The organism is Pseudomonas sp. PLB05 (assembly GCF_021106615.1).
GTDB classification, from domain to species: Bacteria; Pseudomonadota; Gammaproteobacteria; order Pseudomonadales; family Pseudomonadaceae; genus Chryseomonas; species Chryseomonas benzopyrenica.
On sequence record NZ_JAJOHO010000003.1, the window covers coordinates 265,118 to 278,247 of the forward strand.

Annotated in this window: 11 protein-coding genes and 1 pseudogene; 7 read left to right on the forward strand and 5 right to left on the reverse strand. The window is 66.0% G+C overall.

Annotated features, from left to right (window positions below):
• Positions 1-37 precede the first annotated feature (37 nt).
• From LRS53_RS13965 to LRS53_RS13980, 4 genes are all read left to right on the forward strand, one after another.
• Positions 38-1,732: a lactate permease LctP family transporter gene (locus LRS53_RS13965; RefSeq protein ID WP_231356319.1), complete on the forward strand. Its 1,695-nt coding sequence runs from the start codon at positions 38-40 to the stop codon at positions 1,730-1,732.
• A gap of 73 nt (positions 1,733-1,805) precedes the next feature.
• Positions 1,806-2,630 (forward strand): (Fe-S)-binding protein, encoded by an 825-nt coding sequence (locus LRS53_RS13970; RefSeq protein ID WP_231356320.1) that lies wholly within the window; start codon positions 1,806-1,808, stop codon positions 2,628-2,630.
• A 5-nt stretch (positions 2,631-2,635) separates the two neighbouring features.
• On the forward strand, positions 2,636-4,081 hold the full coding sequence (locus LRS53_RS13975) for a LutB/LldF family L-lactate oxidation iron-sulfur protein (RefSeq protein WP_231356798.1): 1,446 nt from the start codon (positions 2,636-2,638) through the stop codon (positions 4,079-4,081).
• Positions 4,078-4,746: a LutC/YkgG family protein gene (locus LRS53_RS13980; RefSeq protein WP_231356321.1), complete on the forward strand. Its 669-nt coding sequence runs from the start codon at positions 4,078-4,080 to the stop codon at positions 4,744-4,746. The genes LRS53_RS13975 and LRS53_RS13980 overlap by 4 nt, the downstream gene beginning before the upstream one ends.
• Before the next feature lie 222 nt (positions 4,747-4,968).
• Here LRS53_RS13980 and LRS53_RS13985 read toward each other — a convergent pair whose 3' ends face one another.
• The 3 genes from LRS53_RS13985 to LRS53_RS13995 all read right to left on the reverse strand — a co-directional run bounded on the left by LRS53_RS13985 (position 4,969) and on the right by LRS53_RS13995 (position 7,772).
• A complete protein-coding gene (locus LRS53_RS13985; RefSeq protein ID WP_082731538.1) occupies positions 4,969-5,439 on the reverse strand; it encodes an MEKHLA domain-containing protein in 471 nt (156 codons plus the stop codon).
• Positions 5,440-5,543: 104 nt separating this feature from the next.
• On the reverse strand, positions 5,544-6,665 hold the full coding sequence (locus tag LRS53_RS13990) for a YncE family protein (RefSeq protein WP_231356322.1): 1,122 nt from the start codon (positions 6,663-6,665) through the stop codon (positions 5,544-5,546).
• Positions 6,666-6,767: 102 nt separating this feature from the next.
• Positions 6,768-7,772: a ribonuclease Z gene (locus LRS53_RS13995; RefSeq protein ID WP_231356323.1), complete on the reverse strand. Its 1,005-nt coding sequence runs from the start codon at positions 7,770-7,772 to the stop codon at positions 6,768-6,770.
• A gap of 186 nt (positions 7,773-7,958) precedes the next feature.
• On the opposite strand from LRS53_RS13995, the gene LRS53_RS14000 reads away from it, so the two are divergent.
• Complete coding sequence (locus LRS53_RS14000; protein WP_231356324.1) at positions 7,959-9,203, forward strand: acyl-CoA dehydrogenase family protein; 1,245 nt, start codon at positions 7,959-7,961, stop codon at positions 9,201-9,203.
• Between the two features lie 65 nt (positions 9,204-9,268).
• Here the strand turns inward: LRS53_RS14000 and LRS53_RS23975 are convergent, their stop codons facing one another.
• Together LRS53_RS23975 and LRS53_RS23980 are read right to left on the reverse strand one after the other, a co-directional pair.
• The gene (locus LRS53_RS23975) at positions 9,269-9,700 is read right to left on the reverse strand and encodes a methyl-accepting chemotaxis protein (RefSeq protein ID WP_442968527.1); all 432 of its coding nucleotides are present in this window, start codon (positions 9,698-9,700) and stop codon (positions 9,269-9,271) included.
• Between the two features lie 108 nt (positions 9,701-9,808).
• A pseudogene (locus LRS53_RS23980) lies at positions 9,809-10,585 on the reverse strand (PAS domain-containing protein); the annotation flags it as partial.
• A gap of 211 nt (positions 10,586-10,796) precedes the next feature.
• On the opposite strand from LRS53_RS23980, the gene LRS53_RS14010 reads away from it, so the two are divergent.
• Together LRS53_RS14010 and LRS53_RS14015 are read left to right on the forward strand one after the other, a co-directional pair.
• On the forward strand, positions 10,797-11,963 hold the full coding sequence (locus LRS53_RS14010; RefSeq protein ID WP_231356326.1) for an acyl-CoA dehydrogenase family protein: 1,167 nt from the start codon (positions 10,797-10,799) through the stop codon (positions 11,961-11,963).
• 10 nt (positions 11,964-11,973) lie between these two features.
• Entirely contained in the window at positions 11,974-13,059 is a 1,086-nt protein-coding gene (locus LRS53_RS14015) for a sigma-54 interaction domain-containing protein (RefSeq protein ID WP_231356327.1), read from the forward strand.
• Positions 13,060-13,130 lie beyond the last annotated feature (71 nt).

Below are 13,130 nucleotides of genomic sequence, written 5' to 3' on the forward strand. Positions count from 1 at the left end.
CTGCCGCCTCCCTACAAAAACAATCAAGGAGCACCCGATGGAAACCTGGCAACAGATCTATCTCCCCCTTGGCAGCCTGGGCCTTTCGGCCTTCGTCGCCGCCTTGCCCATTCTGTTCTTCTTCGTTGCCCTCGCCGGCCTGAGACTCAAGGGCCACGTCGCGGGCGCCTTGACCTTGGCGCTCGCCCTGGCCATCGCGCTGCTCGTCTACCGCATGCCGGTGGACAAGGCACTGGCATCAGCCGGCTACGGTTTTCTCTATGGTCTCTGGCCCATCGCCTGGATCATCGTGACGGCGGTGTTCCTCTACAAGTTGACTGTCAAGTGCGGCCAGTTCGACATCATCCGCAGCTCGGTGCTGTCGATCACCGACGATCAACGCCTGCAGGTGCTGCTGATCGGCTTCTGCTTTGGTGCCTTCCTGGAGGGTGCGGCCGGTTTCGGCGCGCCGGTGGCTATTACCGCCGCGCTGCTGGTGGGCCTGGGCCACAATCCGCTGAAGGCGGCCGGGCTCTGCCTGATCGCCAACACCGCGCCGGTGGCCTTTGGCGCCCTGGGCATCCCGACCATCGTCGCCGGCCAGGTGACCGGCATCGACGCCTTCAAGATCGGCGCCATGACCGGTCGCCAGCTGCCACTGTTGGCGTTGCTGATACCGCTGTGGCTGATGTTCATGATGGATGGCATGCGTGGCCTGCGGGAAACCTGGAAACCGGCGCTGATCTGCGGTGGCACCTTCGCGGTGGTCCAGTACCTGACCTCCAACTTCCTCGGCCCAGAACTGCCTGACATCACCTCGTCTCTGGCTGCCATGATCGCCCTCACCGGCTACCTCAAACTGAGCCAACCGCAGCAGGCCACTGCCGGTGCCAACACCGTGGTGAGCGGCGGCGGCGCAGCTGCGCTAGGCGGTGGTGCCGGCTTCGGCCAAGGCGGTCGCCTGCCACCGGAGCATTCGCTGGGCACCGTGATCAAGGCCTGGTCACCCTTCCTGATCCTGACCGTGATCGTCACCCTCTGGACCACCAAGGCCTTCAAGGCACTGTTCGCCACCGGCGGCGCTCTCTATGCCCTGGTAATCAACGTCCCAGTGCCCTATCTGGACAAGCTGGTGATCAAGACACTGCCGATCGTGGCCACCCCGACGCCCATGCCGGCGGTCTACAAGCTCGACCTGCTGTCGGCCTCGGGCACGGCCATCCTGATTTCCGCCTTGATCTCCATGGCCATCTTCCGCATCAAGCCCTCGACCGCCCTGGGTGTGTTCAAGGAAACCCTGGTGGAACTGCGCAAACCGATCCTCTCCATCGGGCTGGTGCTGGCCTTTGCCTTCGTCGTCAACTATTCGGGCATGTCCACCACCCTGGCCCTGATGTTGGCCGGCACCGGCGCGCTGTTCCCCTTCTTCTCGCCGCTGTTGGGCTGGCTGGGGGTATTCCTGACCGGCTCGGATACCTCCTCCAACGCCCTGTTCGGCTCACTGCAGGCGACCACCGCGCACCAGATCGGCGTTTCCGACACCCTGCTGGTGGCCGCCAACAGCTCCGGCGGCGTGACCGGCAAGATGATCTCGCCGCAGTCCATCGCCGTGGCTTGCGCTGCCACCGGGATGGTGGGCAAGGAGTCCGACCTGTTCCGCTTCACCGTGCGCCACAGTATCGGCTTCGCCATCCTGGTCGGCTTTATCACCCTGGCGCAGGCCTATGTATTCACCGGGATGCTGGTGCACTGATAGCGCGTTTCCCGGCGGCGGCTCAGGCCATCGCCGGTCCTCTTATTACCGGGCTAACCCGGAGTGACGCCTGATGAACAATCTTTTCTACAACGCCGCCCCTAACGCCACCCGTACCGCGCCGCCCCTGGCGCCGCCACGGACCTATCCGCAGCAGAAACCGACCCAGGTCTATCTGTTCGGCACCTGCGTGGTGGACCTCTTCTATCCCGAAGCCGGCCTGGACAGCATTCGCCTGCTGGAGCGCGAGGGTATCCGCGTGCATTTTCCCCAGGCGCAGAGTTGCTGCGGCCAGCCGGCCTACACCTCGGGCTACACCGAGGAAGCCCGTGCCGTGGCCCGCGCCCAGTTGGCGCTCTTCGCCGAACCCTGGCCGGTGGTGGTGCCCTCCGGCTCCTGCGCCGGCATGCTGCGCCATCATTATGCCGAGCTGTTCGCTGACGAGCCGGAGACCTTGCGCCAGGCGCTCGACCTGGCCGAACGCACCTACGAACTGGCGGAATTCCTGCTCAACGTCTGCCAGGTCGACTACCAGGACCGCGGCGCCCCGACCAAGGTCGCCCTGCACACCTCCTGCAGCGCTCGGCGCGAGATGCAGACCCACCTGCACGGCCGCGCCCTGCTCAGCCAGCTGGCGGCCGTGGAGCGCGTCGACCATGATCACGAGAGCGAATGCTGCGGTTTTGGCGGCACCTTCTCGGTACGCATGCCGGACATCTCCGGCGCCATGGTGGCGGACAAGACCCGCGCCCTGCAGGACAGCGGTGCCGCTCAGGTGCTCACCGCCGACTGCGGTTGCCTGATGAACATCAACGGCGCCTTGGAAAAGCAACGCGCCGCCTTGCGTGGCGAACACCTGGCGAGCTTTCTCTGGCGCCGTATCGGAGGTGCAGCGTGAACGAGATGCTGAAGATTCCCCTTACCGACATCAGCGAGGCGCCGCCCTTCAAGACGCGTGCGCGTCAAGCCCTGGGCGACGACCAGCTCAGGCGCAACTTCCGCACGGCCATGGATTCGCTGATGACCAAGCGACTGGCCAGCATGAGCGACGCCGACGAGCGCGAGCGCCTGCGCGAGTTGGGCAATCGCATCCGGGCCCGGGCGCTGTCCAAGCTGCCGGATCTGCTGGAGCGGCTGGAAGCCAATCTCAGACGCAATGGCGTCCAGGTGCACTGGGCCGAGACCACGGCCGAGGCCAACGCCATCGTCCAGGGGATCGCCGAGCGCCATGCGGCCAAACTGCTGATCAAGGGCAAGTCCATGGTCAGCGAAGAGATGGACATGAACCACGTCCTCGGCGCCCAGGGCATCGACTGCCTGGAGTCGGACATGGGCGAGTACATCATCCAGCTCGCCGGGGAGAAGCCCTCGCACATCATCATGCCGGCCATCCACCTCAACCGGCAGCAGGTGGGCACCCTCTTCCACGAGCACCTGGCCGAGCCCTACACCACCGACGTCGATGAACTCATCCAGACCGGCCGGCGGGTGTTGCGGCAGAAATTCTTCGAGGCCGACATCGGCATCTCCGGGGTCAACTTCGCCGTGGCCGAGACCGGCACCCTGCTGCTGGTGGAAAACGAGGGCAACGGGCGAATGTCGACCACGGTGCCGCCCGTACATATCGCCGTGACCGGCATCGAGAAGGTGGTGGAAAATCTCAGAGACGTGGTGCCCCTGCTGTCTCTGCTGACCCGCTCGGCGCTGGGTCAGCCCATCACCACCTACGTCAACATGATCTCCGGGCCGCGCAAGGCCGAGGAACTGGACGGGCCGCGCGAGGTGCACCTGGTGCTGCTGGACAACGGCCGCAGCCAGGCCTTCGCCGACAGCGAATTGCGCCAGACCCTCAACTGTATCCGCTGCGGCGCCTGCATGAACCACTGCCCGGTCTATACCCGTATCGGCGGCCACGCCTATGGCGAGGTCTATCCGGGCCCCATCGGCGCCATCATCACCCCGCATCTGGTCGGCCTGGAACGGGCGCCCGATCATCCCAGCGCCTCGTCGTTGTGCGGCGCCTGTGGTGAAGTCTGCCCGGTGAAGATCCCGATTCCCGCCCTGCTGCGCCGACTGCGCGAGGAAAACGTCAAGGCGCCCGAGGCAGAGCCGCAGCTCCTGCGCGGCCAGGGCAGCAAGTTTTCCGCCCGCGAGCGCTGGACCTGGCATGCCTGGCAGAGCCTCTTCACCTCGCCGCTGCTCTATCGCGGCTTCAGCTACCTGGCCACCCGCTTCGGCCGCTTCACCCCGGGCCAACTCGGGCCCTGGACCGAGCACCACAGCGCGCCCAAGCCAGCGAAGCGCTCGCTCCACGAATTGGCCCGCGAACACCTGGAGAACCGCCCATGAGCGCCCGCGACAACATCCTCGCCAAGCTGCGTGGCAGTCTGCAGGGTACCCAGCCCCTGGCCGACAACTTCGACGAAGCCCTGGTGACCGACCCTTGGCGCTACCCACCCACGGAGCGCGTCGCCCGTCTGCGGACCCTGATGGAAATGGTGCATACCGAGACGCACCTGACCACCACGGCGGACTGGCCGGCGCAGGTGGAGCGCGTCCTCGCCGAACGAGGTCTGGATCAGCTGTTGATCGCCCCCGGCACGCCGCATGGCGCGCGCCTGGTGGAGCGCTGGCAGGACCAAGGCCAGCCGCGCTGGAAGGCCTATGACCGCCCCGTGGAAGAGTGGAAGGCCGAACTGTTCAACGACACCCCGGCGAGCCTCACCGGCACCCTCGGCGCCCTGGCCTCCACCGGCAGCCTGGTGCTCTGGCCGGATCGCCAGGAACCTCGGCTGATGAGTCTGGTGCCGCCGTTGCACATCGCCCTGCTCAGGGCCAGCACCGTGGTCGACAACTTCTATGAGTTGCAGCAACAACACTGCTGGCAGGATGGCATGCCGACCAATGCCCTCCTGATCTCCGGACCATCCAAGACCGCCGACATCGAGCAGGTGCTGGCCTATGGCGCCCATGGGCCCAAGGACCTGGTGGTGCTGATCGTCGAGGACGAGTGAGGGTTTTGTCCCCTCACCCCAGCCCTCTCCCCAAGGGAGAGGGCGCGGTCCAGCTCACGGCGTAGGTTGGGCTGAGCGCAGCGACGCCCAACAGAGTCCAGCCTCGATGCATACCCTGTTGGGCTTCGACGATGGAGCCGTCTCAATCCAACCTACGAGCCTTATGGCCAAAGAGTCATCGTAGGTTGGGTTGAGCGTTAGCGAAGCCCAACGATCTCCCCCTCACTCCAGCTGCCCAACCCGCTGCGGATCCGGCCAGAACAACGCCGCCTGCCCCAACCGCTGTCCGTCGACATCGAGCAGATTCCAAACCACGCCGGCATGGATCTGGAAGGCCTCACCGTCTCGATCGACCCGCCAGCCCTCATAGCCACTGGCATAGCCCTGGCGCCCCACCGCCTCCATCAGGCGCTGACGCTCGTCCCGGTCCTTGGGCGAGGCGCTGAAGCGCGACGGCATGCCGAGAAACTCGGCGCGGGGATAGCCGAAGCAGCACAAGGCCTGGTAGTTGGCATAGCAGAACAGCGGATCCTGTTCGATGCCGTGGGCCAGCAGGGCATAGGGCGCCCTTTCGTGCAGCCACGTCAGAACGTCGGCCTGAGACAGGCCGGCAGGCCGCGGCAGCGGTTGGCCGAGCCAGTGGTGGTAGGAGGCGTCCAGCAGCGGAAGCAAACTGAGATCGGTAGCGGACAAACCGGTAGCTCCTTGGCGAGGGATCACCATTCAAGAGCAACCCGGCGGGCTTGGGAAGCCCAGGGCCCCCGCGGCAGGACGCCACGGCGGCCCGCAAGCGCGGTTTACTTCACCGCGGTCAGGTCGATGCGCACCACGCTTTCCGGCGCGGTGTTCATGTATTCCTTGTCGAAGGGCGTCTTCACCGTCGCATACAGCGTCTGGCCATCCGGACTCACCAGCAGGCTGTTGGGATTGGGCTTGAGGTCGTAGGCCTTCTTCTCGGCGTAGGTGGTGGCGTCCAAGATCAGCAGCCGACCGGTCTCGCGCTGAGTGATGTACAGCTCGTTACGCGTGGTATTGAGCTTGATGGCCAGGGCATCGCCCACCGGCAGGCGATTGATCACCTTGCCGCTGCGGATATCGAAGACCAGCACGGTCTTGGCTTCGGAATTGTCGGTGACGAACAACTGGTGGTTCGCGCGATCCTCGGCCAGATTCAGCAGCAGGTACTTGCCGCCATCGCCCGGGGTCCAGCGGTGCTCGATCTTGCGGGTACGCGGATTGATCACCAGCACTTCCCCGCTGCCGTTGGCCGCATAGAGACGCCCGGTATCCTCGGAGTACAGCAGGCCGGTCACCCACTTGCCGGCATTGGGAATGCGCGCCTTGAGGGTCAGGGTCTTGGCGTCCACCACCCAGATCACGCCCGGATCGCCAACGCCGCCGACATACAGCAGACCGTCATGCAGGATGACCTGGCGCGGATTGACCGGATGGCCGTCGCGGCCCATCTCGTTGAATTTCAGGCGCTTCTCCACCTTGCCGGTGCGCAGGTCGATGCGGCTCAGACCACCATCCAGGGAGTTGGTGACGAATAGCGTCTCACCACTGGCATCGGTGGTCAGGGCGAAATTCTTCAGATCGGTGTGGATCTGCCCGGTGATGGCCAGGGTCGCCGGGTCCAGCTGATAGATCACCCCGCCGGTGACGCCCTTGGTCAGTTGGGCGGTCGCAGCATAGACCGACTGCTTGGCCGGACTGTAGGCCAGTTCATAGACGCCGTAGCCCAGCTCGATACGCTTGAGTTCGGTGGGCGCCTGGGGCGCAGCCGGTTGCGCGGCCACGGGAGCCGGCGCGGGTGGCGGTGGCGTCGGTGCCTCCGGGCGATTGGAACAGGCGGCCACTGCCAGGGACAGTAGCGCCATGGCGCCCAGCGTCGAGACCTTGTTGAAAGACACCGCCATTTGCTTCTCCTAGGGACGAGGTACGAGAGATCAGGACAATCCTGAAATGATAAACGTTCGCACTATGCCCAAGGAGAACAGGTCAGACAAGGCCGAAAAATTTCAGCCTCTCACCTGATACGGGTCGTCATCCTCTGCCCCTCCGCTCTGGCCCAGGGTTTTCAGTCGTCCCTGACGATCCAGGCGAAAGCGCGAGAAATCCTCCGCTAGGTGCAGGTCGCCGCTATAGCAAGCCGCCGCCTCCTGGCGCAGCTCCTCGATGGAGGGCGAACGTCCCGGAGCGGCCTGGTAGCGCGGACTGAAATGGGTGAGCAGCAAGGCGGGTAGCCCCTGCGCCTCGGCAAAGCGAGCGACCCCGGCCGCACTGCTGTGACCCCAGCTCTGCCCGGTCTTGTCGATCTGCGCCTGGGCGTAGGTGGCTTCATGGACCAGCACCTGAGCGCCCCGGCAGGCCTCCGTCAGCAGCGCAGGATCGTCATTGTCCCCCGCCACCACCAGCCGCCGCTCCCCATGGGCCGCCTGCAGGAAGTCGGCGCTGCGCAGCAAGCGGCCCTCGTGCGGCACATCCTCGCCTCCATGCAATCTTCCCCAGAGTGGGCCACGCGGCACCTGGGCAGCCGCCAGGGCTGCCGGATCCAGCCGTTGCGGTCGGCGGGTCTCGCGGAAGCGAAAGGCGTGGCTGGGCACCCGGTGGGAAAGCGCGAAGGCGTCGATATCCCAGGCGCCCACGGCAAGCCCGGTGAAACCTTCCAGGGCATGGAACCGCAACTCGAAGGGCAGGTGCAGCGCGGTCAGGGCCTGGGTAGCGGCCAGCCAGTCCTGTACCCCCTGGGGCGCGATCAGCACCAGCGGCTGGCTGCGTCCGGTCATGGCGGCGCTGGCCAGCAGCCCCGGCAGGCCATAGCAGTGGTCGCCGTGCACATGGGTGATGCAGATGGCGCGCAGGTCCGCCGCCGACAGCGGCGTGCGCAGCAGCTGGTGCTGGGTGGCCTCGCCACAATCGACGAGAAACCAGCCCTTGCCCTGGTCCTCGATCATGGCAAGGGCCGAGACATTGCGCCGCCGGGTCGGCACCCCGGCCGAGGTGCCGAGAAACAAGAGGTCCATGGGGGCTCCAGGCAAAAGACCAGTCTAGCGTGGCCGCCCCGCTGTCGCCCGGGCAACAGCAGCCGGGCACTCCTGCTGCTGGCCAGGCAGGCCAGGCCCGGCAAACCCCGAGAACGCGGGCTTTTTCGCCCTGGCAACGCTCTTGCAAAGCCTCTGGCGTCGCCCCTACATCCGCCGAGGACCACCATGAATCTGCCCATTCGCCACCTACCGCCTGCCCGCACGGAAAGCCCGGACTACGAACAACTGGCTGCCCGCTTCCGCCCGATCTTTACCCGCATCGCCGAGGGTGCCCTGGAGCGCGAACGCAACCGCAACCTGCCCTATGCCCCCATCGCCTGGCTCAAGGAGGCCGGCTTCGGTGCCGTGCGGGTGCCCGTGGCATTCGGTGGAGCCGGCGCCAGTCTGCCGCAGCTGGTCCAACTGCTGATCGAGCTGGCGGCTGCCGACAGCAATTTGCCCCAGGCCCTGCGCGGCCACTTCGCCTTTGTCGAGGATCGCCTCAACGCCCACGCCAGTGCCTCCCAGCAGATCTGGTTCGAGCGCTTCGTCGCCGGTGACCTGGTGGGCAATGCCTGGACAGAGATCGGCACCGTCAAGCTTGGCGAGGTCATCACCCGGGTCAGCCATAAGAACGGCGAGTGGCGTCTCAACGGCACCAAGTACTACAGCACCGGCAGCCTGTTCGCCGACTGGATCGACGTCTACGCCCAGCGTGACGACACCGGCGGGGACGTCATCGCCGCCATTCGCACCGACCAACCGGGCGTGCGTCAGTCCGACGACTGGGACGGCTTCGGCCAGCGCACCACGGCCAGCGGCACCTCGGTGTTCGAGGATGTCGTCGTGGAACCCGACAACCTCATCGACTTCGCTACTCGCTTCAAGTACCAGACCGCCTTCTACCAGTTGGTGCTGCTGGCGGTGATCACCGGCAGCGGCCAGGCGGCCGTGCGCGAATTCGCCGGTGAAGTGCGCGGTCGTACCCGGGTATACAGCCACGGCAATGCCAGCGCGGCCAGTGCCGACCCTCAGGTGCAACAGGTGGTCGGCAAGGCCTCGGCCTTCGTCTATGCCGCCAAGGCGGCGACCCTGGCAGCCGCCGTTGCGGCCCAGGCCGCCTTCGAGGCGCGCTATGCCGGGGATGCCGCCGCAGAGCACGACGCCAATGTGGCGGCGGAACTGGAATCGGCCCAGGCGCAATCGGCGGTCGCCGAACTGGTGCTGCGCGCCACCAGCGATCTGTTCAATGCCCTGGGCGCCTCGGCCACCAGCACCCGCAAGGGACTCGATCGCCACTGGCGCAACGCCCGCACCGCCGCTTCGCACAATCCGCTGATCTACAAGGAGCGGATTGTCGGCGTCTGGGAGATCGAAGGCAGCGAACCGCCCTTCGTCTGGCAGATCGGCGGCGGCAGCAGGCAGGGCTGACATGGGGTACCTCTGAATGCTCAACGGCAACCCCAAGGTTGCCGTTGAGCATTCAGCGCGCTGGATCAGTTCGACAGCTGGCGGGCGAAGCGTCCCACGGCCCCAACCACCCGTTGGGCGCCGTGCTGGATCTCCACGATCACCTGCCCGGCCTGCCCGGCCAGTTCCAGACCCTGCTCGGCCTGGCGCCGGCCATTCTCGATCACTGTCACCGCTTCGCCGGCCAGTTGCTGGTTCTGCTGCACCACCCCGACGATCTCCTCGGTCGCCTTGCTGGTGCGCGAGGCCAGTTGCCTGACCTCGTCGGCCACCACGGCGAAGCCGCGGCCCTGCTCGCCGGCCCGGGCCGCTTCGATGGCCGCGTTGAGTGCCAGCAGGTTGGTCTGCTCGGCGATGCCGCTGATGGTCTTGATGATGGTGCCGATCACCTGGGACTGGTTATCCAGCGCCTCGATGCCCTTCACCGCCTCCTGCATCTGGGTAGCCAGGGCACGCATGACGTCCACCGTCTGCTGCGCCACTGCCGCGCCTTTACGGGCGGTGTCATCGGTATGCCGGGAGGTCTCGAAGGCCACGCTGGCGGCTTCGGACACCGCTTGCTCCTGGTGAACCTGATCGGTGATCACGGTGGCGAACTTGACCACCTTGTACAGGCGATCATGGGCATCGATCACCGGGTTGTAGGAGGCTTCCAGCCAGACATCGCGACCGTGGGCATCCAGCCGCTTGAAGCGATCCACGACGAATTCGCCGCGACGCAGGCGCGCCCAGAACTGCCCATAGGCGTCGGAGTTGGCCTCGGCTGGCTCGCAGAACAGCCGGTGGTGCTTGCCCTTGATCTGCGCCAGGGAATAACCCATGGCCTGCAGGAATCGGTCATTGGCATCGAGCACCTCGCCGTCGAGGTTGAACTCGATGACCGCCGTGGAGCGACGCAGGGCCTTGAGCAGGCTTTCGTGCTCGCGGGAGGTTTCGATGGTTCGAGTCAGGTTATTGCAGAACAACCGAAAGCGCGTCACCTGGCCCTGGCTATCATGGAAGGGATGCAGGATGCCTCTCAACCAGGCTTCCTGGCCGTCGCCACGCAGGAGATGCAGGGCACCGCTGTAGGGCTCACCGCGACTCAGACTCTGCTGCAGGCGCCGGCTGTATTCCTGGTTCCGAACGTGTCCCGGAATCAGCTCGGCCAGGGGGCGGTCCAGCAAATCCGCGGCCCGCAGCCCCATCTCCTTTTCGAAATTGGCGTTCACGGAGGTGATGCACCCCCTGCCGTCCAGCTCCAGGCCGATCATCTCCACATCGAGTTCGGCTTTCAGTCGCTTGAAGGAATCCACCTGCTCGCGGAGACGCTGCAATTCTTGTTTTAGTCCCTTGTTGAACATGACACGCCCCTGGTCGGGAGATTGAGTTAACTCGGTGTCGGCAGCCAATAGTCAGGTCTTAAACTCGATGGTCAAGGAAATGACCAGGCGAGCGGAATGCAAGATGGGTGGCATCGAGCCATTAACTAATAACAAAAAAATATTTCAAACCAGGGCTTACTCAGCATTACGTTCTAACGCCTGCCAGCTCCGTCTACGCTAAGAGTTCCCCATGTCCGACTCCCTGCTGGAACCACTCCCCCCCCTGCTGACCCTGTTCGCCGCCACGGCCGCGGAACGGGATCGTCAGGGTGGTACCCCCAAAACCGAGCGGGACGCCTTGCGCCAGAGTGGCCTGCTGGCCTTGAGCATTCCCGTCGAACTGGGGGGCCTGGGCGCGCCCTGGGACCAGACGCTGGAGGCGGTGCGTCGACTGGCCCGGGTCGACAGCTCCCTGGCGCATGTCTTCGGCTTCCACCATCTGCTGCTGGCCACCGCCCAGCTGTTCGGCCAGCCCGCGCAATGGCGTCCCTGGCTGGAAAGCACCGCCCGCGACGCCCTGTTCTGGGGTAACGCCCTCAATCCCCTGGATCGCCGTACCCTCGCACGCCGCAGCGGCGACGCCTGGCAGGTGGATGGCCAAAAGAGCTTTTGCAGTGGTGCCCTGGACTCCGATCTGCTGCTGCTTTCGGCCCTGGAAAACGACGACAGCGGGCGCCTGCTGATCGCCGTGGTCCCCACCGGCCGTGCCGGTATCCAGCTGTTCGACGACTGGGACAACAACGGCCAGCGCCAGACCGACAGCGGCAGCGCCCGCTTCGACGCCGTGCGTGTCGAACAGCGGGAATGGCTGCTCGACCCCGGCCCCCTGAGCACGCCCTTCGCCTGCCTGCGGCCGCTGCTGGCCCAGCTGATCTTCGCCAACATCTTTCTCGGCCTGGCCGAAGGTGCCTTCGCCGAGGCGCGCCGCTACACCACCACCCAGGCGCGCCCCTGGTTCAAGTCCCCGGCGGCAAGTGCCAACCAAGACCCCTACATCCTGCGTCACTACGGCGAGTTCTGGGTGGCCTTGGAAAGCAGCCGCCTGCTGGTGGAGCGGGCCAATGGCGCCTTCGCCCAGGCCTGGCAACAGGGACCGGCCCTCACCGCCGAAGTCCGCGGCGAACTGGCCGTCGCCATCGCCACCGCCAAGGTCGCCGCCAGTCGCCACGGTCTCGATCTCGCCAGTCGGCTATTCGAAGTCGGCGGCGCCCGGGCCACCGCCGGCGCCCTGCGGCTGGATCGCTACTGGCGCAACCTGCGCACCCAGACCCTGCACGATCCGCTCGACTACAAGCTGCACGAACTGGGCGACTGGGCCCTCAACGACGTCCTGCCCACCCCCAGCTTCTACTCCTGAGGAACCCGCGATGACCCTGCTGACCCTGACCCGCACGCCCGAGGTGCCCCGCTACCGGGCGACCGCCCAGGTCTTCGCCGACCCGAAATCACGAGAGCTGCTCGCCCATCTGGAAAAGATCGCGCCGAGCGATGCCAGTGTGCTGGTGATCGGCGAGACCGGTACCGGCAAGGAGCTGATCGCCCGGCATATCCATGCCCTGAGCCACCGCCATGCCGGCCCCTTCGTCGCCGTCAACTGCGGCGCCTTCGCCGAGAGCCTGGTCGAGGCGGAGTTGTTCGGTCACGAAAAAGGCGCCTTCACCGGCGCCCTGGCTGCCCGCGCCGGCTGGTTCGAGGAAGCCAACGGCGGCACCCTGTTTCTCGACGAGATCGGCGATCTGCCGCTGTCGGTGCAGGTCAAGCTGCTGCGCGTATTGCAGGAGCGCGAGGTGGTGCGACTGGGTTCTCGGCGCAGCGTGGCCCTGAACGTGCGCATCATCGCCGCGACCAACGTCCCGCTGGAGCGAGCGGTGGCCGAAGGAAGCTTTCGCGAGGACCTCTGGTATCGCCTCAATGTGGTCAGCCTGCCGCTGCTGCCCTTGCGCCAGCGCCAGGGCGACATCCTGCCCCTGGCCCGGCACTTCCTCCACGCCTATGCCCAGGTGCCGGTCTCCCTGACACCAGCGGCGGAGCGACGCCTGCTGGAACACCCCTGGCCGGGCAATATCCGCGAGCTGGAAAACACCCTGCAGCACGCTCTGCTGCTCAAACCCCAGGGCCAGCTGGAAGCCACTGACCTGTCGTTCGTCCAGCGGCCCAGCCTCGTTCCGCCAGCACCTCGGCCGGTCGAAACGGCGCCGGTGGACAGCCTGCTGACCGAGGCCTTCGCCCAGTTGTTCGAAGAGCAACCAGAGGCCCTGCACGAGCGCGTCGAGGCTGCCCTGGTGCGCGCGGCCTATCGCTTCTGCCATCGCAACCAGGTCCATACCGCGCGCCTGCTGGGGCTGAGTCGCAACGTCACCCGCGCCCACCTGATCCGCATCGGCGAACTGGTGGTCAATCACCGTCGCCCGCTCGTGGTCCGGCCGGAACGCGAGGTGCGCTTCTCCATCTGAAGGGCGCTCTTCACGCCTGGGGTACCCGTGTGCCGAGGTGCCCCCTACACTGGGGTTTTGCCCCCGCGAGG